The organism is Acidipila sp. EB88, assembly GCF_003858395.1.
GTDB lineage: Bacteria > Acidobacteriota > Terriglobia > Terriglobales > Acidobacteriaceae > EB88.
Genome location: NZ_QWEV01000005.1, coordinates 1789166 through 1811298 on the forward strand (window position 1 = coordinate 1789166; position 22133 = coordinate 1811298).

Sequence of the window (22133 nt, forward strand, 5' to 3'; positions counted from 1 at the left end):
CCCCGCCGGTTCGCAGAACCGGTCACTCCCGTGCCGAATTTGGGAAAACAAAAAACCGGCCGAAATGGCCGGTTTGCACAACGCATGGTGCAGTGTCCGAATAGCAGTTTCAACATTTCAGCGCGAATGCGACACAAAAACACGCTGATTTAACCCCGTTTTGCACCCACAAACACGCTCAAAAGCGTCAGGGCCGCAGGCGTCACCCCGGGGATCCGGCTCGCCTGCCCAATGGTGCTCGGGCGAATCCGCGCCAGCTTTTCCTGCAGTTCCCGGCTCAGCCCCGACATGCCTTCATACACGAAATCCTCAGGAATGGCGCGGGCTTCCGCTGCTTTCAACCGCTCGATCGAGCGCCGCTGCTGCTCCAGGTACCCCGCATACTTGATCTCGGTCTCGACCGACTTCAGCTCCACCCGGCGGTTCCCCGCGGCCGGCGTGCCCGCCTCGACCGCGAGCCATGGCGCAAATACCACGTCCGCCGCTAAGTCCTTTTGCAGCAACGGCAGCAGCGCCTCCAGCGTGATCTCGGGCCGGCGCAGAAGCTGCACATAGGTGAGCCCGGCGGTATTTTCCAGCGTCAGCCCATTGGTCTTTTCAGCGGAAGCACCATCCAGCCTCGCGCTCGCAACCTGCTCATTCTGCAGCATTTGCTGTAGAAACTCCGCCCACGTGCGCGCTTCGGGACGACGCACCGCCAGCAGCTTCTCCAGCGCCACCGCCCGTGCCTGCTTGGCTTCGTACCCGGCCCACAGTTCGTCCGGAATCAGCCCCAGCCGCCGCGCGTGCGGCGTCAAACGCCTGTCCGCATTGTCGATTCGCAGGTGCAGCCGGAACTCCGCCCGCGACGTAAACATGCGATACGGCTCGTTCGTCCCCTTCGAGATCAGGTCATCGATCAGGATGGCCGTGTACGCTTCCGTGCGATCCAGCGTAAACACGGCCTGCGCCGCAGCCCGCTTCTCCTGCTCATGAGCGACGTCCCGCCACCAGCGCGCAGCCAGCCCCGCATTAATCCCGGCCATCAGGCCCTGGCACGCCGCTTCTTCGTAGCCAGACGTCCCATTGATCTGCCCCGCCAGGTACAGCCCCTGGAACCGCTTCACGCGCAACGCCCGGTCCAGCTCCGTCGGGTCAATCGAGTCATATTCGATGGCATAGCCCGGCCGCAGCATCACCGCATGCTCAAGCCCTGGGATCGAAGCCACGATCTGCTTCTGCACCTCTTCGGGCAGCGAGGTCGACATGCCATTGACGTACACCTCGTCGGTCGTCAGCCCTTCGGGCTCAAGGAAAAACTGGTGCCCGGCCTTGTCCGGAAACCGCACCACCTTGTCCTCAATCGACGGGCAATATCGCGGCCCGATCGCCTCGATCGCCCCCGAGTACATGGGTGACCGGTGTACATTGCTGCGGATGATCTCCATCGTTTCGGGCGTGGTGTGCGCGATATGACAGGAGATCTGGCGCAGCGGCAGCTCTCGTGTCCTGAACGAGAACGGCGTCGGCTCCACGTCGCCCGGCTGCTCTTCGAACCGCGACCAGTCAATCGTCCGGCCGTCCAGCCGGGGCGGCGTACCTGTCTTCAGGCGGCAGTTCCGCAGCCCCAGCGCCTTCAGCGACTCGCCCAGCTTGTGCGAGGCCGGCTCCCCGCTCCGTCCCGCCTTGATCTGCGTTTCGCCGCAGTGGATCAACCCGTTCAGAAAGGTGCCTGTCGTGATCACAGTTGCGTGCGCGTGCAGCAGCGAGCCGTCGCGCAGGCGTAGCCCCACCAGGCGCGCACCTTGCGCCGGCTGCTCATCCGCCGGCAACTTCTGGCCCGCAGCATCCGCAAACAGGAACCCCGTGACCTCTGCTTCTCGTATCGCGAGGTTGGGCTCCCGCTCCAGCAGGGCGCGCATCGCCGTGCGATACAACGCCTTATCGCACTGGGCGCGGGGGCTCCACACGGCGGGCCCACGCGAGGTATTCAACAGCCGGAACTGGATCCCCACCGAGTCCGCGACCTCGCCCATCACGCCGCCCAGCGCATCGATCTCCCGTACCAGGTGGCCCTTCGCTACGCCGCCGATCGCCGGGTTGCAACTCATCTGGGCAATCAGTTCGAGGTTAAGTGTCAGCAGCACGGTGCGCAGCCCAAGCCGGGCCGCGGCAATCGCGGCCTCACAGCCGGCGTGTCCCGCACCGACCACCGCGACATCGTATTGGTTTCGCCCGGTCATCTCTGGGGATTATTTTATCGCCTGTAACAACAGACAAGGCCGGGGAAGTCGCCCCCGGCCTTGTCTGTTGTTACAGGGAACAACACTCCCCGTGCAGTGCAACGGTCCTAGAACACCAGCTTCGCCGCGACCTGTACCTGCCGCGGGCTATAGACATAGTTGCTGTTCGCGTTGGTGGTCGACCCGAACGAGGTGTTGTACTGCAGGGCGGTGGTATAGGTTTGCGGACCGGTGTACGTTGTGGCGGAGTTTGCCAGCGTCGTACTGCCAAAGTTGTAGCCGGTCGTGTTCGCGCTTGTGTAGTTCTCGTGGTTGAAGATGTTGAAGCACTCACCAAAGAGCTGCAGCGTGTACTTGTCATGCAGCTGGAACTGCTTCTCCAGGCGTGCATCGAAGACCTCGGTACGCCGCAGCGTGAACGAGTTGCGGCCCACCTCGGGAATGTAGGAGCTGGCCGCCGGGGCACCCGCGCCGTCCCAGCCCGCGAGGATAGCTGCCCCGGAACCATAGCCGCTGGTCACCAGGCTGTACGGCAGGCCGTTCTGCAGCTGCACAATCGGGTTCAGATTCCAGCCGTCCAGCACCGTGCTCGCCAGCCCCGAGAAGCGCTTCGGGTACTGCAGCGTGGCGTAGCCGATAAAGCGGTTCGGCACGTTGAAGGCTGAGTCGCCATACTGCGACGACAGCGGCGCGTTCGGATCCAGCAACTGGTTGGTGGAGGCCTGCGTCGACTCGTTCTGGTTGTCGTCCAGCGCATGCGACCAGGTGTAGCTCAGGTCAAAGCTCGCGTACTTGTTGGTCTTGTTTGCCAGCTCGAACACCAGCGCGTTGTAGGAGGAGTTGATGTTGCTGGTGATGTCGGTGACTGCCTGGAACGCGGGGTTCGCATAGCCGTTGTAGACCTTGGTGGCATATGTGCTTCCGCAGGCGAGTGGTCCGCAATTGCCTGTCCCGGCCACCGTGTAGTTCACGGTGGTGTAGCCCTTGCCATTTGCGGCGTTGTTGTTGGCTGCAGGCGTGTTGATCAGGTTGGTGTTGATGAAGTTCGGCAGCTCGCGCCCGAGCGATGCCAGGTAGCTCACCGAAAGCACCGTGCTGGGCCCGAACTGCTGCTGCACGGTCAGGTCATATTCCAGCGCCTGCGGATTCTGGAAGTTCTTGTCGAAGTACTGCACATTGGGAGCGGCCAGTGCCGTCGGCGTGAAGGTAGGTGCCAGGATGCTCGGGAAGCTCGGTCCACCCTGGTTGTTGCGGAAGGTCACGCCGATCTGCGCCAGCGGCGAGCCCGTCGAGGAGTACGCGCCCAGCAGCGTGGCATTCAGCATGCGGCCATAGAACATGCCGAAGCCGCCGCGCACCACCGTGGTGCCCTTGCCGAACGCATCGTAGGCAAAGCCCACACGCGGACCGATGTTGTTCTTGTCGCTCGGCTTCTGCGAGAACTGCGGGAGCGGGGTGTAGGTGCTGGTCGGCTGAATCAATGCCTGGTACGGTCCCGGCACGGACTGGTAGTCATACCGGATGCCAAGGTCCACCACGAGTTTGGGGGTGAGCTTCCAGTTGTCCTGGAAGAAGAAGCCATAGTCCGTGGTCGCGATGTCGAACGCAGCCTGGCCGAAGTTCTGACCGTACGTGCTGTAGCAGGGCAGCGCGCCGACGTTGTATTCCGTGGCGCCCGAGCCGCAGCTTCCCGAGGGCTTCGCAAGATCCGCAAAGAAGTTGCCAAGGTACTGGTAGGTGTACCCGCCGTTCGGTGTCTGGGCCGCCAGCGACAGGCTGTTGACGATGTCGTAGTTGTGCACGATATCGCCGCCGAACTTGAAGTTGTGCTGCCCGCGCACCCAGTTCACGGTGTCCGCAGCCTGCCACTTGCGCTCGTCCGGGTATGCCGGGCGGAACGAGTAGTAGGGAACGCCGCTGGTGAAGCCGTTGGTGCTCTGCAGCGAAATGCTTGGCGGTTCGCCCTGGTACGAGGTTCCATTCACGAACTGCGCGTCATACGCGCTGGTTGGCTGCGCCGTCTCGTCGTTCAACTCGCGGCCATACTGGTAGCGCACTTCGTTCGTGATGGTCGAAGTAAGGACGCTGTCGAGTCGTGCCAGGCCGTAGTCGAGCTTGACGAAGTCATTGCCAAAACCGTCCACGCCGTACGTGTTGGTGGCCTGTGTCTGCACGCCCCCGGGGGAGTCCCACCGCAGACGATTGAACAGGAAGCTGGCATGATGCTTGGCATTGATCTGCCAATCCAGCTTGGGGAGGTTGATGGTCTGATCGCCCGACCGGGGCACGACCCCGAGGTTGGAGCTCACCGCCGCCAGGTCCTGGTTGTACAGCGCGACTGCACTTGCATACGAAGCGAGACCAAGGCGCGCCTGCAGCACGCAGGCCTGTGCATCCACAATGTTGCCTGTTGCGGCCGTCACCTTGCCCGCGCCCGTGATGATCGCGGCGCACGTGGTGCCCGTCAGGGCCGCGTCCGGGGCCTGGAAGAACGCCGCGGGGCTCGATGGCACGCCCACCCGGGGAAGTTCCGGCGGAAACCGTCATAGGTGTAGAACCAGAAGAGCCTGTCCTTGATCAGCGCGCCGCCGACGCCAAAACCCCACTGCTTGCGCCAGTCTTTCGGCTTGTACTGGATCGTCGTGGTGCTTCCCGTGCCCGGGTTGAAGGTCGTCAGCTTGGTGAACGGGTTCTTCGCGCCCCAATCGTTGTCGCGATCGAAGAAGTACAGCTCACCATGCAGCTGGTTGCCGCCGCTCTTGGTCACCGAGTTGATCACCGCGCCCGTCGCCCGGCCATACTCCGTGGAGTACACGCCGGAGTTCACCTGGAACTCCTGGATCGCCACCTGCGGCGTCGAGTAGCCCTCACGCGTACGGCCGCGCTCCTCCGAGAAGAACGCCTGGTTGTCATCGGCGCCATCGATCTCAACGTTGTTCAGCAAGGGGCTCTGTCCGCGCACCGACAGCAGGCCGAAACCATTTGAATCAGCAACCACGCCTGGCGTCAGCAGCGTGAGATCCGACCAGCGGCGTCCGTTGATCGGCAGGTTCTCGATGGCCTGTTGGCTGAGGTTGGTGGCGAAATCCGGAGTTTCCGTGTTGATCAGCGGAGTGGCGCCCGAAACTGTCACTGTCTGTGTGCCAGCCGAGGCCACGGCCAGCATCGGTCGAATGGTCGTGGATTGGCCGACCGCGACTTCCACGCCGGTTGCCTGATACGTCGCAAATCCGGGAGCCTGGATCGAGACGGTGTACAGGCCCGGCTGCAGCTGTGCGGCATCGAACACGCCATTGGAGTCGGCGGCTACCGTGATCTCGGCATTGGTCTGGTTGTTGCGTACGGTGACCTGTGCGCTGCCCGCGATAGCTCCGCTGGCGTCCTGCACCGTGCCGGTGATGGCCCCGGTTGTGGTCGTCTGGGAAAAGGCGCCCGGTACGGCGGCGAGGGAAAGCACGAGGGCAGCGGTGACCCTGGTACGCGGATGGAAACGTAGCATTTGGCGCTCCTTGAAGGTGTGGCGGCACATGCGCTTCTTGAGGCACACGGTGCGGTGAGGCGGTGCGAGGGACCTGGCGACGCTGGACGCAGATCAGCCCACGCGCGCCGGAGCGAACTCGGGCTGTGGATAGATTGCCACAGGGTTGTAAATGTGAAGTAAACGAATTAGTCGGACGGCCGCGCGATTGCTAAAAATGCAGACGCGTCGAAAGCTGGATCTGCCGGTCCTGGTACAGGTTGGTGTTGTTGCCGTTCAGCGGAGTGCCGAACTCGGAGGATCCGGCCACGGTGCCACTCTGCCAGGTAAGCTTCGACGGCGTTCCCACTACGCTCGAGTTCGAAATCGAGTAGCCGGTCGTGTCGATGCTGGTGAGGTTCTGGTGGTTCAGCAGGTTGAAGCTCTCGCCCAGGATTTCGAGGCTCACGCGCGGCGTCAGTTGCGTACGCTTGGAGATGCGCAGGTTGGCGTTGATCACCGCCGGGTAGCGGAAGGTGTTGCGGCCCACCTCCGCGATGCGGGCCGCGCCCCCGGAACCATTGATCGAGGCACCCAGTCCGCTCAGCACTTCCTTGCGATTGACCTCATCCGTGTACCGCATCGCCGGGATCGATCCCGAGGTCTGCATGGAGTAGGGCAGGCCATCGCGTACCTCCGCCGTGGGCGCCATCTCCAGTCCGTTCATGAACAGGCCCAGCCGGCCCTGAATCTTGCGCGGCGTCTTCAGCACCATCCCTCCGGTAAATCGCCGGCGAATATCAAAGTTCGAATCGCCATACTCGAGCGCGAGATTGGCCGGGTCGAGCACATCATCGGTATCCGTGAACGCCGTCGCGTTCTGGTTCCAGTCCACCGTGTGCGCATACGTGAATGAGGCATGCAGGTCGAGCGCACGCGAGAGCCCGTGGTCGGCGCGCACTACCCCCGCCATGTACTTCGAGTTGGTCTCGGAAAAAATGCGCGTAATCTGCTGGTAGTTCGGGTTGAGCCGCGCCGTGTAAAAGCGCGTCGTGTAGGTCGCGGGCAGCGGCCCCTGGTGCAGCGCGTCCACCACCGTGTAGGTGATGAATTGTGCCGAGCTGAGGTCGATGTTGCTGTCCACGTAACTCGGCAGTTCACGCCCCGCCGAGAACAGCCCGGACGCGGTAATGCTGGTGCTGCGGCCGATCTTCTGCTCAAGAGAAAGCTCAGCCTGCTCAATCTGCGGGTTCTGGAAGCGCGGGTCGAAGTACACCGCTGCCGGCGCAACGCTCAGGTATGGCGTGCTTGAAAACACAAAAGGGAAGGGCGGCGTGCCCGTGCTCAGGGGCGTGAAGTAGTACGAGCGCTGCGCATTGGCCGTGCCCGTTTCGGTCAGCGCAGAAAAGGCCGTGGAGTTGATGATGCGTCCGTAATACACGCCGAATCCCGCACGCAGCACTGTGTGTCCCTCACCCCCGATATCCCATGCCGCCCCCACGCGCGGACCGTAGTTGTTCTTGTCATGCGGAAGCCGGGCGCTGCCCGGGATGTCCGGGTTGCGCAGCGCGGCGTTGGTATCCGGCAGTTGCTCGTATTCATACCGCAGTCCCAGCGAGAGCGTCAGGCCGGGCCGAGCCTTCCACTCGTCGGAAACGAAACCCGCGTAATCGTCGGATTGGAACTGGAAACTGGTTGGCCCGAAGCCCTGCGTGTAGTACGCATAGCAGGGCAGCACGCCGGTGCCGGTGGTGGCATTGTCGCAGTGGTCTGGCGACAGGTAGTCCGTCGCGAAGTCCATCACGTTGGCATACACGTAGGTGCCGTTCGCGTTGTATAGCGCATCGCTGTAGTCGTTCACGTAATCGGCGGAGTAGCCGATCTTGAGAGTATGGCGCCCATGCACCCAGGTCACGCTGTCCGCCGCCTCGTAGCGCCGCTCATCGGGGTACGCCGCACGGTTCAGCACGGGAGGGTTGCCGAAGCGAAAGCCGTAGTCCTCGATCTCGACCTGTGGCGGTTTGCCGTAGATGTTGCTGGCGATCGACTGCTCGAACGGTGCAGGCGCATTGCTGAGCTGCGACTCGAAGTCGCGTCCGTACTGAAACGTGAACTCGTTCAGCACATTGGGCGAAAGGAAGTACGCCACGCGGCCAATCAGCGTGTCGTTCGTGGTCGCCGAGTTGCCGAAGGAGTTCGAGCCGTACGTTGCGGTCGGCGAGGTCTGCACACCATTCGGCGAGTTCCAGTTCAGGTGGCTCCACTGCAGGGTGGCATGCGTGCGATCGCTCACCTGCCAGTCCAGCTTGGGGAAGTAGAACGATTCATCGGCCGAACGCGGCACGTCGCCAAGCAGCCCGGCGAGTCCGGTGAGCACGCCGTTGTACTCCGCCTGCGCCTGCGCCGGCAGTACGCCCAATCGCCCCGCCAGCGTCAGCACCGACTGCTGCGTGGGCGTCGCAAACAGCTTCGTGGCATTGCTCGCACGTGCAATGCCCGGAAACTCGTGATGGTAGCGGTCATAGGTGGCGAAGCCGAACACCTTGCCGTGCACCAGCGGTCCACCCACGGACCCGCCTGCCTGCGTCAACGTATTCTGCATGCGCACCGTACTGGTGGCCACGCTGTTGCTTTCACCCACCGTCACCGCTGTGCTGCTGGCAAACGCGTTGGTGGCGCCCCACGCGGAGTTCCGGTCATAAAAGAACAACTCGCCGTGCAGGCTGTTGCCGCCGCTGCGCGTCACCGTGTTGATCACGCCGCCGGCCGCCCGTCCATACTGCGCTCCATAGTTCGAAGCATTCACCTGGAACTGCTCGATGGCGGCTTGGGACACCGCGTAGGCGATCGTTGTGCGCCCGCGCTCCTCCGAGAAAAAAGCCTGGTTGTTGTCCGCGCCGTCCACCGTCGCATTGTTCAGCAGCGCGCCGATGCCGCGAAACGAGAGCAGCCCGTCGGCCGAGGCGTCCGGCGTCACCGCGGGCGTCAGCAGGGCAAAGTCCGTCCAGCGCCTGGTGCTGCTGGGCAGGTCCTCGATCGCGCCTGCATCAAGCGTCGTGCTGACCGCGACCGTGGCGGTGTCGATCACGGGAGCAACCTCCTCCACCCGCACCACACTCTCGGACGAGCCGATCGGCAGGGTTGCCTCAAGTGTGGTCACCGTCCCCACCGTGACCACGGCATCGGTCTGCCACGTGGCAAATGTGTCGGCCACCGCGGTCAGTTGGTAGGTTCCAGGCGCCAGCGCCTGAAACGAAAACAGGCCGCGCTCGTCCGAAATCGCAGTCAGCGTGTGCCCGGTCGCCGGGTCCAGGGCCGAGAGAGCAGCCCCGCGCACCGGCCTGCCCAGCAGATCCCGTACCGCGCCCCGGATCGCTCCACGGTCGGCGGTCTGCGCTTCCAGCAGACCTGGCCCGGCTCCCGGGCAGAAACCGCCCGGGCATAGGACGGCACCCAGCAAAAGTCCTCCCAGCCAGAAACGCGACCAGCCCGCCTCAACAAGGCGGAATGTAGTGCAACAGTTCTTCAACGGCGCTCCCAGTGCGTAACGCGAGCGCTTCCAACCGTCAGCAGCTCGTCTCCATCGCCGGTCGGGGTATGTCGAAGTAACACAAAGGTGGTGCAAGTCTCTGCATGTGCCGGGTACCTGCCACTGCATGGCAGCAGGCACGACGCGGCCTCAAAGCAGCGCAAACACTGCATCCGCGGGCAAAAGCGCTCGCCTGCAGAACTTAGAAACAACTCGTGGTCCGGATAAGTGCCCTGAGCATATCCGAAACCGCTAGACTGGAAGTACAAAATGTTTATCGATGAGACCCGAATTCGAGTAAAAGCCGGTGACGGCGGTAATGGCTGCATGGCCTTCCGTCGCGAGAAGTTCGTCCCCAAGGGTGGTCCCTCGGGCGGCGACGGCGGCCGCGGCGGCGACGTGATCATGGAGTCGAGCCAGCGCCATAACACACTGATCCACTTCCGCTACAACCCGGAGCACAAGGGCGAGCGCGGTCGCCACGGTGAGGGCTCCAACTGCTCCGGCCGCGATGGCGACGATGTGATCCTCAAGGTGCCGGTCGGCACCTCGGTCTTCAATGAAGACACGGGCGAGCTGATCCATGACTTTCGCGAAGCTGACGAGCGCATCACGGTAGCGCATGGCGGCCGCGGCGGCCGGGGCAACCAGCACTTTGCCACGCCCACCCACCAGGCGCCACGCGAGCACGAACTGGGCCGCGAAGGGGATGCACTTCACCTGCGGCTCGAACTCAAGCTGCTCGCCGACGTCGGCCTCGTCGGCTACCCCAATGCCGGCAAGTCCACGCTGATCTCGCGCATCTCGGCCGCCAAGCCCAAGATCGCGGACTACCCCTTCACGACGCTCGAGCCCAACCTCGGCGTGGTCACCGTGGGCGAAGCTCCGCACGAGGAAAGCTACGTAGTCGCAGACATTCCCGGGCTGATTGAAGGCGCGCATGAAGGCGCGGGCCTCGGCGTGCAGTTCCTGCGCCACGTCGAGCGTACCGGCGTGCTGGTGCATCTGGTCGACGTGTCCGATGGCAGTGGCCGCGAGAGTCCCGTCGAGGACTTCAAGGTCATCTCCGACGAATTGCGCGCCTTTGGCAACGGCCTGGCCGACAAGCCCGTGCTCGTGGTCGCCTCCAAAGCCGACGTGGCCAACCCGGAGAAGCTCAAGAAGCTGCAGGCCATGGCCAAGCGCCGCAAGCTGCCCTTCTATGCCATCTCCGCGGTCAGCGGGCAGGGCATCGAACCCCTCCGCTACGCTATGGCGGAGTATGTACGGACTCATCGGATCGAGCAGGTTTCCGCTGCTGCCGAGCTTGCCGGCGGCTTCTAACCGCGTCGGTTCCCGCTGGTCGCTTCCCGAAATCGCACCCGTGACTCAATCCGACACGTACTCGGGAAGTAACCCGGAACTGACTTCTGTAAGCTGGACACCCTTCTTGTTGATCGCGTAGAAACACAACATGGCATCGCAGGCAGGATTGTTCCGCTCGAGCCCGAACCGGCGGCGCTTTCTTCAGGGCGCGGCTGCACTGGTGCCTTTTCTCGGACGTGGTTTGTACTCATTTGCCCAGGCGGATGTGGCGAAAGCCACCGCGGGCCACACCCTGTTCGTCGGGACGCAGACGGTGGAGGGCAGCCAGGGCGTGTACGCCTACACCTGGGATCCGAACGCGGGTACGTTGCAGCCCCAGGGGCTGGCTACGGCGACCCCGATGCCGACCTTTCTTGCGCTTTCTCCTGACAAGCAGTACCTGTTTGCGGCCAATGAAACTGACAGCTTCGACGGTGCGCAGTCAGGCGGTGTTTCTTCCTTCCGGGTGCCGGGCTCCACAGCCTCGCAGCCACCTTTCAAGCTGACCCCGATCAACAGCGAAGCCTCCGGCGGCGGTGGTACATGCTACGTCAGCCTCGACCGCACCGGCGGCGTACTGCTGTGTGCCAACTACGGCGGCGGCAGTGCCTCATCGTTCAAGGTTTCCACCGCGGGCGAGATCGGCCCCATCGTTTCGCATTTCCAATACACCGGCAGCGGTCCCGACCATGCGCGGCAGGATGCCCCGCACGTGCATCGCGCCATGGCTTCGCCTGGCAACCGCTTTGCCCTGTTCAACGACCTCGGGCTGGACCAGATCCACATCTACAAGCTCGATGCCGCGACCGCGACGCTTACCCCGCACGAGCCCGCGGCGTGGCACGCACCCGCCGGCTCCGGTCCCCGCGCCCTCAGCTTTCATCCCAATGGCAAGTGGGCCTATTGCGTGACCGAGATGGGTAACTGCGTGATCCTGCTGGCCTGGGACGAAAGCACCGGAACGCTTACCACCCGGCAACAGGTTTCGCTGATCCCTGCGGGCTTTACCGGTCGCTCCCAATCGTCGGAGCTCACCATCGACCACTCGGGCCAGTTCCTGTACGCGGCGGATCGCTACTACGACGGCGTATACAGCTTTGCGATCGATGCGCGCAGCGGTGAGCTGCACTCCATGATGCGTACCCCGTGCGCAGGCAAAACGCCACGCTTCATCACGCTCGATCCCACAGAGCGTTGGCTTCTTTCCGCCAGCCAGGATTCGGACTGTATCGAGGTCTTCGCACGCGATCCGCGCAACGGCAAACTAGGCGCCCGGAGCAAGCTGGTGCCGCAGGTCAAACCGCAATGCCTGGTGTTCGTGTAGCCGCCGCAATGCATAGCCTCGAGCCAGGCTCGCGACTGGATCCGCGACCACCATCGCCTGGCTAGGCCAGCGCCGGGGTCAGCGCCTTGGGTCCACCCGGCATCTCCGCCTCAACCAGCCGCGATTCCGGCTTCTGGGTTGCCAGCGTCACCAACGCGCAGGTCGAGCGGTCACGCAGCAGCCGCGAGACCAGCGCCGTGTGCATCGCGTGACCAGCCCGCTCGGCCACCACGTGCCCCAGGATCTGGTGCCCCGCCAGTGCGAGATCGCCGATCAGGTCCAATACCTTGTGGCGCACAAACTCGTCCGCGAAGCGCAGCGCGCCATTGGCCACCTTGCCACTCGCCACGATGATCGCGTTTTTGTCAGAAACGCCGCGAATCAGTCCCATATCCCGCAGTTTCTGTTCGTCTTCACGAAAGCCGAAGGTACGGGCCGGGGCGATCGCCGAGCCATACAGCCCCGCGGCTAGATCGATCGCAAGCTGCTGCGAACCGATCGGGGCAGGGAAGTCGATGGCGTAGGAAATGGAGTAGCCGTCTCCGGGATACACCCCCAGGAACTTGTTGCCCTCGCGGATTTCGATAGGCTTGAGGACGCGCAGGTACTCACGCCGGCGCCGCTGCGGTTTCAGCCCGATCTGCCGGATTGCCTCTACGTAGGGCAGCGCCGAGCCGTCCAGGATAGGCAGCTCCAGGTTGTCGAGTTCCACAATGACGTTGTCGATCGAAAGCCCGGTCAGCGCCGAGAGCAGGTGCTCCGTGGTCGAGATCAGCACGCCCTGGCGCATCAGGCTGGTCGCGTAAGACACCTTGGCCACGTTGCGGCCGGTCGCCGAAATCTCGAAGTTCTCAAGGTCAGTGCGGCGAAACACCACCCCCGAACCGGCAGTCGCCGGAAGCAGCCGCATGGATACCGGTGCATCGCTGTGAAGCCCGGTGCCCGCAAAGGACAGGGGTGCCGCGATGGTCTGTTCGAAGTGCGTTCGATCCGGAAGCAATTTGGTTTCGGGCAAGGTTTCTGCTCCGCGCAGTCGGGCGATGGGTAGGGCTCGTAACAAAAGCTTAATGCCGCGGCTGGGCGAAACCCTGTGGCAGAAAAACCACAGCAAAAGGAATCTGCGCCGTGTACCAAGAACGGCAACTTGTAGATTCGCGTGTGCTTACCTGCGATCGCTACTCTGGGAGTATGCCGAACCCCGCCAGCATATCGCACGCCAGCGCCAGGGGAAGACCCACCACATTGCTGTAATCACCCTGGATCGCGCGGATCCACCGGGCCGCGCGTCCCTGGATGGCATAGGCTCCGGCCTTGCCCATGGGCTCCCCGCCTGCGACATAGCGTGCAATCTCGCCGTCGCTCAGCGTCTGCACGAACACCGAGGTTAACGAGGCCGCGACCTCGACCCGTCCGGCTGTTGCATCCGCGCTGCGCACGCATACGCCCGTTACCACCTGGTGGCAGTTCCCGGACAGGAGGCGCAGCATCCGCGCGGCGTCCTGCGCATCCACCGGCTTGCCCAGCAGCTCGCCATTGGGGGCGGCGACCACCGTGTCCGCGCCCAGCACTACCACGCCTGCACTAGCGGAGGCGGCTTCTGCCTTGAGGCGGGCAAGCCGCACCGCCAGCGCTACCGCATCCTCGCCGGCCAGTACTCGCTCGTCCGCATCGGTGCTCTGCACCGTGAACTGAAAGCCTGCCTGTTGCAGCAGCTGACTCCGGCGCGGAGAAGCAGAGGCCAGCAGCAGCTTCGGTTCGGCGCTGCCGCGCACCTAAAAGCCCTCCGGCGCGGCCAGCCCGGTGCGCAGGCCATCCGCGCCAGCCAGCCCCCAGGCCATGCCCGGGGTATTGTGCGCCAGCCCGACGCGCCCCTGCGTATCCATCAGGATGATGCCGCCATGGCCGCCCAGCCTTTGGAACAGGTACCGGATCGCCCCGCTTGCCGCTTCCTGCGGCGTTGCACCACCCTGCACCTGGTCCACTGCCCACTTGCCAAGCACCAGCTTCATGATGGGTTCGCCCCAGCCGGTCAGCGAAACGGCCCCGCTCTCGTTATCGGCGTAACAGCCGCAACCGATCAGCGATGAGTCGCCGACCCGTCCAGGCGCCTTGTTCAGCGTGCCGCCCGTGGACGTGCCCGCCGCCAGGTTGCCGTAGATGTCGAGCGCCACGGCCCCGACCGTGTCGTGGGAGTCCAGCATGGCGTCGCCGCCTATGCCCCCGGCCGCCGCCGAGCCATTTTCGGAGTGCACTCCGGAGAACGTGATATCCGCCAGCCCCTCGGCCGCGCGCGCCTGCGCCCGCTCAAGGTTCTCCCGCTCTCGGTTAATGACCAGCTCGCTGTTTTCAATCAGCGGCATGCCGTGGGCAGCCGCAAACTCTTCCGCGCCGGCGCCTACAAAGTAGACGTGCGGACTCTGCTCCAGCACCAGGCGTGCCGCCAGGATCGGGTTGCGCAGCCGCTCCACGCAGGCGACGCCCCCGGCGCGCAGGGTCGCGCCTTCCATCAGCAGGGCGTCGAGCTGCACCCCGCCATCGCGCGTTAGAAAGGCCCCACGTCCCGCGTCAAATGTCTCGTCATCTTCCAGTACGGAGACGGCCACAGCAACCGCTTCGGTTGCAGCGGCACCGCGCTCCAGCAGCGCGTACCCGGTCGTAAGTGCGCGGCGTACCCCGTTTTCATGCGCTTCACGCAGATCCACCGGGATAGCCCAGGCTCCCCCATGCACCAGCAGCAGCGGCTGTTTTCGGGTCGGCGTCGTCGACATCCGCTAGCGTGCCGCCGGCGGTGCGGCCGTGCTAATTTTCTTTGTCATTTCGTAGGTGTACGCGATGCGGTGGATCACGGTGATCGTGGACAGCACGGCCAGCACCCACAACACCGGCGCCATCACGCCAAACCGGGCGAACAATGCGCCGATCAGGATCAGTACGATACGCTCCGGGCGCTCCATGAAGCCGACCTTGCACTTGCCGATCAGCGCCTCGGCGCGTGCGCGCGTATAGCTCACCAGTAGCGAGGTCACCATCACGAACGCGACCAGCCCGACATAGAAAAACCGGTTGCCGCGGGCGTAGTACACCAGCAGGCCGAAAAACAGCGCCACATCCGAGTAGCGGTCAATCACCGAGTCGAAGAACGCGCCGAACACCGTTACCTGGTTGGTCTGGCGCGCCACGCGGCCGTCCACCATGTCGAAGATGCCCGCGCCAATAATCACCAGGCCCGCGTACAGGAACATGCGCACGAAGTTATGCTCGTTCGCATAACCGAACAGCACGGCGGCCGCGATGTTGATCAGCAGCCCGATAAAGGTGAGTACATTGGGGGAAATCCGGGTCAGCGCGAGCCCGTTCACAATGGCCTGCAGCAGTACGCCGCACGCGCGCCCAAAGGCGCCCGTCCAGGTGTTGGCGTGGGGTACAGCGTGTGGTGATTCCACCTGCGCATCCGCCAGCGGTACGCGCGGGAGCGCCCGTCTTGGTTCACTGGCGCGTCTGCGCGTCTTGCGGATCATCAGGCTCATCGTCTCGTTTTGATCAGCTCCGCACCTGCTGCGGAGCCGGCTGGTCGCTAGCTCGCTTCGTCTGTTGCCACAACGTCATGGATGGTGGTGAACTTCAGGATTTCAAGGTCCCGCTTGCCATTCGGCGTCACCACCGTCGCGGTATCGCCCACCTGCTTGCCCACCAGCGCCCGGCCAATTGGCGAGGTCGTCGAGATCAGGCCCTTGGTCACATCCGTCTCTTCGCTGGTCACGAGCTTGTAGACCAGCTCTTCGTCCTTGGTCTGGTCGAACACGGTGACCCTGGAACCAAATGCCACCCGGTCAGTGGGGATGTTGGAGAAATTCACCAAAGCCAACTCGCCCATTCGCTTCTTCATCTGGCCGAGCCGGGCATTCACAAACTCCTGTCGCTGCTTCGCCATGTGGTACTCGGCGTTTTCGCTCAGGTCGCCCAGTGAGGCGGCTTTCTTGATCTCCAGCGGGAGTTCGTGCGCCAACTCATGTTCGAGCTTGTGAATTTCTGCCAGCAGCTTCTTCTTGATGTGCTCGGGAATGCTGTTCGAGATCGGTTCAGGCATAGTGGGCGGTGGTTTCCGGGACTGCTGATAAGGTGTGCGCGAGAGCGCGGTGAGAAAGCTAATTATACGCATTCCATCCCCGCGCTTGTGCTGCCGGCGCCGCCGCGCCGGCAGGCGCCGGCCTGCAAAAACAGCGGCGCGGGGCTGGCAGCGGCCTCCAGGCGGCATGCGCACTCCGCGGGGCCGTTCCGCCGCCATCGCATTTAGAATCAACCTATATGCGGCGCTTGCTTGCTCTTGTTGTGATGTTAGGCGTCGTTGCCTGGCTGGTCTGGGTCTTTGCCTGGCCCTATGGCCCGCAGCAGGAGCGCTTCGTCGAGATCCCGTCCGGCACCACCACGCGGGCGCTGGCCGAGCAGCTTCACGGCTCCGGCATCATCGCCTCCCCACTCGGTCTCGAAGTGCTTCGCCTCGCCGGTGGCCGCTCCCTCAAGGCGGGCGAGTATCGCTTTGACCATCCGGCCAAGGTCACGGAGATCTATGCCCGCCTGGTACGCGGCGACGTTTACACCGTGGCGCTCACCATCCCCGAAGGCGCCAACCTGTTCGACGTAGCGGCCCGCGTGGAGTCTGCCGGGCTCGGCACGCACGCTGCTTTTCTCCATGCCGCGCAGACCGACACCCGGTTCGCGACCCGCTTTGACCCGAGGGCCACCAGCCTTGAGGGGTTTCTGTTTCCGGCGACCTACCGCTTCAGCCGCCACGTCACCCCGGACGACATGCTCCGCACCATGGTCCGGCGGTTCGGCCTCGAAGCCGCTGCGCTTGGACTTGCAGGCACCGACCCTGCTGTTGGCCAGGCCCAGAACCAGGCCCCCGACTCGCTGCACCGCCTCCTGACCCTGGCCTCTCTGGTGGAGCGGGAAACACCGATCCCCGCCGAGCGGCCCCTGGTCGCCAGCGTCTTCTTCAACCGCCTTGCCCGCAACATGCCGCTTGAGACCGACCCGACCGTGATCTACGCGGCGCTGCTGCGCGGCCAGTACCGCGGCACCATCTATCAGTCCGACCTCCACTTCGACTCGCCGTACAACACCTACCGGTACGCCGGTCTGCCGCCGGGGCCCATCTGCAATCCGGGCGCGGTCTCGCTCGCGGCGGTGCTCCATCCCGCGCAGACTGACTACCTGTACTTTGTCGCTGCCGGCTCCGACCCGCTGGGGCACTCCCGCTTCGCCGCCACGCTCGCCGAGCACGCGCGCAACGTCGCAGCCTATCGCGCCGCACGGCACTCCGTCGGCAGCCCACCCCAGTGAAGCCTCGCCGCGCCCGCAGGGTTGCACTGGCCGCCCGGTATACTGAGGGCTTGCGCCTGCTCGCCCATGCCCGTTGGTTCGCCCCTGGTGGCGACTCTCGCAGATCCCGCCTGTCCAGGTCGGCGCCCCAGGTGCTTCTGGGCCTTCTGCTTCCCGCGTTGACCGGCTGCCTGGTGCATACCCACAGCGTGCAGCAGCCCCGCATGCCTGCCATCGTGATGAGCGCTGCCGCCGATGAGCTGGTCGAGCGCATCAACGACAACAGCCACAAGGTGCAGACGCTCAAGGCCTCCGTGGGCTTCCAGGTTTCGGTCGGCGGCGCGCGCAAGGGCAAGGTCACCGACTACACCACGCTCAGCGGCTACCTCCTGCTCCAGCAGCCTGAGCAGTTGCGCGTTCTGGGCCTGCTGCCGGTGGTGCACTCGCCCGCGTTTGACCTGGCCAGCGACGGCAAGAACTTCACCCTGGTGGTGCCGCCGCGCTCCCGTGCCTACACCGGCGCAAACGCGATCACCAGGCCGTCGCCCAACACGCTCGAGAACCTGCGCCCCAACATCTTCTACGACACGCTGCTGATCCGGGAGATTGACCCCAAAGACCTCGTGGAACGCACCATGGAGACCACCACGCGCGTGGATCCCGTGACCCACGTGCTGCTCGGTGTGCCCGAATACGCGCTCACCGTGGGCCGCCGCAAGGAAGGCAGCCAGGAAATGATCCGCGAACGGGTCATTCACTTCGATCGCACTACCCTGCTGCCCTCCGGCGTCGACACCTACGACGACACCGGCACCCTGCAGACCCAGGCCGTGTACGGCGAGTACGCTACCTTCGGCGACCAGCGTTTTCCCGCAACCATTACGATCCGCCGCCCGGTGGACGAGTACCAGATCGTGCTGTCGATCCAGAAGCTCACGCTGAACCAGCCGCTGCCGGACACGCAGTTCACTCTGACTATCCCAGACGGCTACACGATCAAGAAGCTCGACTGACCTCGCTCGATGCTGCAAAGTTAAGGTCTCGGCCAAGCGGACGCGTCCGGACTGGCCGCGCCCCGCTCCACCGGCAGCGGCCTGGTCATGAACACCACGGGCAACGATTCGCCATTTCCGAGCGCGATGCTGAACCGGTGCTGTTCCTGGTAGCTGCGCCTGGCATACAGCGGCACTCCCGTCAGCGTTGAGCCCATCTCTACCCATGCAAAGCCCTCCGCGGCCGCCGCCAACTCGCAATGCCGAAGCATGCGGCTTCCCGGCCACTGGCCGGCCCAGTCCGGGTCCACAAAAATGGCGCGGATCTTGGCCGCCCGCCGCCGGAGGTCGAGCACGGCGTCCTGCCGATCGAGCGCCGCATCCGCCCCGCACAACGTGCCGCGAGAATTCCAGCCCCCGCTGGACACGATCTGCCCCACCCACTCGGCCACAAAGTAGGTCCGGTCGCGCAGCAGCTGAGTATCCAGCCCCGGCACCGTTCCCGCCGCCCCTTCGATCTGTGCCGCGGTGTAGTCCCAGCGCTGAGCGCACGCATCGAGCGGTCAATCCTCGCCTGCAGGGCGGGCACGTCCTCCAGCTCTGCGACCCGGGTCCGCGGGGTACTCGGGCATGGTCGACGGAATGGGCGCAGTCTCCATCGCCGCACCCTGCACCGCCCGGCCGGGGCCTGGGCGCAGGATAGAATGGAGCTGCGGGCAGCTGGACGGCCGCTGCCGGAAGCGCGCAAGCGGGACCGGGAGAGGAAAGTCCGAACTCCGCAGGGCAGTGTGCCGGATAACGTCCGGGATCCGGGCTTCAAGGCCCGGAGACGGCCAGTGCCACAGAGAAAATACCGCCAAGCCGGTGCGCAAGCAACGGAAGGTAAGGGTGAAAAGGTGCGGTAAGAGCGCACCGCTTCTGCGGCAACGCAGAGGGCAGGGTAAACCCCACACGGAGCAAGACCAAATAGGGAGGGAACAACAGCCCGGCTCCACAGGCTGTTGTGCGTGCCGGCCCGGCGCGCCAACGGGAGCTCCTGCTTGTGCTCGCAAGAGCCACGCAGGCGGAAACCTCCGGGTAGGTTGCTTGAGCGTGTCAGTAATGGCACGCCTAGAGGAATGGCCGTCTCGGACGCAAGTCCAGACAGAATTCGGCTTACAGGCTGCTCGCCTGCATTCCCGGCACCCACCCGTACGACTGCTTCCTCGGCAGTCCTGCGGGTGTGGTCCGCTTGCGCCTTGCCGCCCCACCCTGTTCGTCCCCTTGCCACGCTCCTGCGTGAATCCCGTTGAACGTGCCCATTCGAGCCCGCGCGCGCTGAAACCCATCGCCGGCTGCCCGGCCGCTGCTACACTCCCTGCAAGCGCAAAGCCGCCCCCCGTATGCAGTGGACTGAATCCATCCGAATCGCCCTGCAATCGCTCTGGGCAAACAAGCTGCGCACCGTGCTGACCCTGCTCGGCATGGTCATCGGTGTCGCCTCGGTGATCACCGTGATTACGCTGGTCAATGGCGCCAATTACTATGTCGCCACCAAGATCAGCGGCCACGGCGCCGACGTCATCACCGTCAGCAAGATCCCGTCCGTGGTCTTCGACGTGGAAACTTACCGCAAGGCCAATCGCCGCAAAGACCTTACTTTCGACCAGTTCACCGAGCTGACCGACCGCTGCCGCTCCTGCGAGCTCACCGGCGCCTCGCTTGGCACCAGTGGGCGCGTGGTGCACGGCACCCATGCGTCTACCACCACGGTGATCAACGGCTGGACGCCCTCCATGCAGCCCATGACCGCCCTGGTGCTGATCGCCGGCCGCGAACTGTCGGAGCAGGACGAGAAAAGCGGCGCGCACGTGGCCGTAGCCGGCTACGACGTGGTCGACCACCTGCTCGGAGGCGGCGACCCCATCGGCAAGGAGATCCGCGTCGATGGCGATGTGTACACGGTGATCGGCGAAGGGCAGCGGCAGGGAACCATGCTTGGCCAGAGCCAGGACGACTACGTCGATATCCCGCTCACCACCTACATGCACTCGCACGGCCTCCACAGCTCGCTTAACTACTCGATCAAGGCAGGCAAGGGCCCCGCCTCGATGGAGCAGGTCTCCGACGAGGTGCGCGCCATCCTGCGCGGACTCCGGCGCGACAAGCCCGGTACTGACGACGACTTTGAGATTGCCAGCAACAACAGCCTCGTCGATATCTGGAAGAGCCTCACTGCCTCCTTCAGCATGGTGCTGGTCGGCGTCGCCTCGATCTCGCTGGTGATCGGCGGCGTGGTCATCATGAACATCATGCTGGTCTCGGTCACCGAGCGCACCCGCGAGATCGGCATCCGCAAGGCACTCGGCGCTCGCCGTGCCGACCTGCTGCTGCAGTTCCTGGTGGAGTCGGCAGCCATGGCCGCGCTGGGCGGCATCTTCGGTGTCACGGGCGGCGCAGCCGTGTCCTTCCTGATCTCCGCGGCCGTCGGCTGGCCCGCGCAGATCAGCCTGTGGTCGGTGCTGGCAGGCCTGCTGGTCGCGACCTCGGTCGGCATCTTCTTTGGCGTGTACCCGGCCAGCAAGGCCGCGCGTCTGGACCCCATCGTAGCCCTGCGATCCGAACTGTAGTCACGCTGGCTAACCGCGCGCCTGGCCGCGCCACCATGCGAAAGGAGCCGACCTAATGAACCGCAGCAATGTTCGCGAAACCCTGGCCATGGCGCTTGACTCGCTCCGCGCCAACCGCATGCGCTCGCTGCTGACCATCCTCGGCGTGGTCATCGGCGTAGCCACCGTGATCATCATTTCGTCCATCATCACCGGGCTCAACAACAAGGTGCAGGTCTTCGCCGACTCCTTCGGCTCCAATGCCATCTGGGCCTTCCACATGCCCATCGACGTACAGCCCACCGCGGAACTGCTGGCCCGCAAGCGCCTCACCGTGGAGGAGGCGCTGAGCATGCGCTCCCTGCCCCACGTCGTCAGCGTCAACCCCAGCATCCGCTACCAGGACCCCCAGTACGGTGTCGGCGAGGAGTCGGTCAAGTACAACGGCAAGTCCGTGCAGAACACCATCCTCGAGGGCGACACGGACCAGGTCTCAAGCACCTCCAACCTGCCCCTGGTCGCCGGCGCAATGTTCAACGACGAGCAGAACGAGCACCGCGCAAACGTGGTCGTGCTGGGCGCGGACACCACCAGCAAGCTCTTCGGCGGCACCAACGCCATCGGGGCGGAGGTCACCATCCGCGGCGAAATCTTCACCGTGGTCGGCACCCTGGGCAAGGTCGCCGGCCTCTTCGGGTCGGGCCCCAATCCCAACGACAACATCGCCTACATGCCGCTCAACACCTTCCGCAAGCTGTTGCCCGGCCAGAAAGACCTCGGCATCGCCGTTCGCTATGACGAGGCCAAGAACGAGGCGCTGGTCGAGGATGAAGTGCGCACCGTGCTGCGCATCGCGCGCAGGGTACCCACGCAGAAGGACGACGACTTCGCCGTGTTCACCCCGGAAGCCATCGTTCGACTTTGGGGTCAGATCACCGGCGGCCTCGTGCTGTTCATGATCGCGGTCTCCAGCGTGGGGCTGATGGTGGGCGGTGTCGGCGTCATGAACATCATGCTGGTCTCGGTGACCGAGCGCACCCGCGAAATCGGCGTGCGCAAGGCCATCGGCGCCACCCGCAACGGCATCCTGCTGCAGTTCACCGCGGAGGCAGTCACCCTGTGCGCGGTCGGGGGCATCCTCGGCGTGGCGTTGGGCGGCCTGGTCACACTGGCGATCCGTCTCAGCATCGCGGCGCTGCCGGCCAGCATGTCCACCCTCTGGACCGTGGTCTCGTTCTCCACGTCCTGCATGATCGGTCTGGTGTTCGGCATCTACCCGGCCTGGAAAGCTGCGACGCTCAACCCGATCGAGGCGCTTCGCTACGAGTAAAGCTCCCGCCGTGACACCTGCGAAA

At 64.4% G+C, this 22133-nt stretch carries 16 protein-coding genes and 1 other RNA gene; 7 read left to right on the forward strand and 10 right to left on the reverse strand.

What is annotated here, in order from left to right:
* Positions 1-149: 149 nt before the first annotated feature.
* The 4 genes from mnmG to D1Y84_RS08140 all read right to left on the reverse strand — a co-directional run bounded on the left by mnmG (position 150) and on the right by D1Y84_RS08140 (position 9139).
* Positions 150-2222: a tRNA uridine-5-carboxymethylaminomethyl(34) synthesis enzyme MnmG gene (gene mnmG / locus D1Y84_RS08125; protein ID WP_124848068.1), complete on the reverse strand. Its 2073-nt coding sequence runs from the start codon at positions 2220-2222 to the stop codon at positions 150-152.
* A gap of 107 nt (positions 2223-2329) precedes the next feature.
* Positions 2330-4735: a TonB-dependent receptor gene (locus tag D1Y84_RS08130; RefSeq protein WP_124848069.1), complete on the reverse strand. Its 2406-nt coding sequence runs from the start codon at positions 4733-4735 to the stop codon at positions 2330-2332.
* Complete coding sequence (locus D1Y84_RS08135) at positions 4687-5721, reverse strand: carboxypeptidase-like regulatory domain-containing protein (protein WP_158615386.1); 1035 nt, start codon at positions 5719-5721, stop codon at positions 4687-4689. The genes D1Y84_RS08130 and D1Y84_RS08135 overlap by 49 nt, the downstream gene beginning before the upstream one ends.
* 190 nt (positions 5722-5911) lie before the next feature.
* Positions 5912-9139, reverse strand: coding sequence for a TonB-dependent receptor (locus D1Y84_RS08140; protein ID WP_158615387.1), 3228 nt, complete (start codon positions 9137-9139; stop codon positions 5912-5914).
* A gap of 339 nt (positions 9140-9478) precedes the next feature.
* Between D1Y84_RS08140 and obgE the strand changes: the two genes are divergently transcribed.
* Both obgE and D1Y84_RS08150 read left to right on the forward strand, forming a co-directional pair.
* A complete protein-coding gene (obgE, locus tag D1Y84_RS08145; protein WP_124848072.1) occupies positions 9479-10531 on the forward strand; it encodes a GTPase ObgE in 1053 nt (350 codons plus the stop codon).
* Positions 10532-10661: 130 nt separating this feature from the next.
* Entirely contained in the window at positions 10662-11876 is a 1215-nt protein-coding gene (locus tag D1Y84_RS08150; protein ID WP_124848073.1) for a lactonase family protein, read from the forward strand.
* Positions 11877-11937: 61 nt separating this feature from the next.
* Here the strand turns inward: D1Y84_RS08150 and lpxC are convergent, their stop codons facing one another.
* The 5 genes from lpxC to greA form a co-directional block, all read right to left on the reverse strand.
* Complete coding sequence (gene lpxC, locus D1Y84_RS08155; protein ID WP_233581270.1) at positions 11938-12891, reverse strand: UDP-3-O-acyl-N-acetylglucosamine deacetylase; 954 nt, start codon at positions 12889-12891, stop codon at positions 11938-11940.
* Positions 12892-13051: 160 nt separating this feature from the next.
* A complete protein-coding gene (locus tag D1Y84_RS08160) occupies positions 13052-13648 on the reverse strand; it encodes a nucleoside triphosphate pyrophosphatase (RefSeq protein WP_233581271.1) in 597 nt (198 codons plus the stop codon).
* Positions 13649-14644, reverse strand: coding sequence for an isoaspartyl peptidase/L-asparaginase (locus tag D1Y84_RS08165; RefSeq protein WP_124848074.1), 996 nt, complete (start codon positions 14642-14644; stop codon positions 13649-13651).
* A gap of 3 nt (positions 14645-14647) precedes the next feature.
* Positions 14648-15403, reverse strand: a complete 756-nt coding sequence (locus tag D1Y84_RS08170) for a CDP-alcohol phosphatidyltransferase family protein (RefSeq protein ID WP_233581272.1) — start codon at positions 15401-15403, stop codon at positions 14648-14650.
* A gap of 47 nt (positions 15404-15450) precedes the next feature.
* Positions 15451-15963, reverse strand: a complete 513-nt coding sequence (gene greA, locus D1Y84_RS08175) for a transcription elongation factor GreA (protein ID WP_233581273.1) — start codon at positions 15961-15963, stop codon at positions 15451-15453.
* 218 nt (positions 15964-16181) lie between these two features.
* On the opposite strand from greA, the gene mltG reads away from it, so the two are divergent.
* Both mltG and D1Y84_RS08185 read left to right on the forward strand, forming a co-directional pair.
* Entirely contained in the window at positions 16182-17219 is a 1038-nt protein-coding gene (gene mltG / locus D1Y84_RS08180; RefSeq protein WP_124848075.1) for an endolytic transglycosylase MltG, read from the forward strand.
* A 131-nt stretch (positions 17220-17350) separates the two neighbouring features.
* Positions 17351-18211 carry a DUF4292 domain-containing protein gene (locus tag D1Y84_RS08185; protein ID WP_124848076.1) on the forward strand — a complete coding sequence of 287 codons (861 nt, stop codon included), beginning with the start codon at positions 17351-17353 and terminating at the stop codon, positions 18209-18211.
* Positions 18212-18231: 20 nt separating this feature from the next.
* Here D1Y84_RS08185 and D1Y84_RS08190 read toward each other — a convergent pair whose 3' ends face one another.
* On the reverse strand, positions 18232-18687 hold the full coding sequence (locus D1Y84_RS08190) for a GNAT family N-acetyltransferase (RefSeq protein ID WP_233581274.1): 456 nt from the start codon (positions 18685-18687) through the stop codon (positions 18232-18234).
* A 215-nt stretch (positions 18688-18902) separates the two neighbouring features.
* Between D1Y84_RS08190 and rnpB the strand changes: the two genes are divergently transcribed.
* The 3 genes from rnpB (at position 18903) to D1Y84_RS08205 (ending at position 22108) form a co-directional block, all read left to right on the forward strand.
* Positions 18903-19364: RNase P RNA component class A (gene rnpB, locus D1Y84_RS08195), an RNA gene on the forward strand.
* Positions 19365-19572: 208 nt separating this feature from the next.
* Positions 19573-20799: an ABC transporter permease gene (locus D1Y84_RS08200; RefSeq protein WP_124848077.1), complete on the forward strand. Its 1227-nt coding sequence runs from the start codon at positions 19573-19575 to the stop codon at positions 20797-20799.
* 55 nt (positions 20800-20854) lie between these two features.
* A complete protein-coding gene (locus tag D1Y84_RS08205; protein ID WP_124848078.1) occupies positions 20855-22108 on the forward strand; it encodes an ABC transporter permease in 1254 nt (417 codons plus the stop codon).
* The last annotated feature ends 25 nt before the right edge of the window (positions 22109-22133 follow it).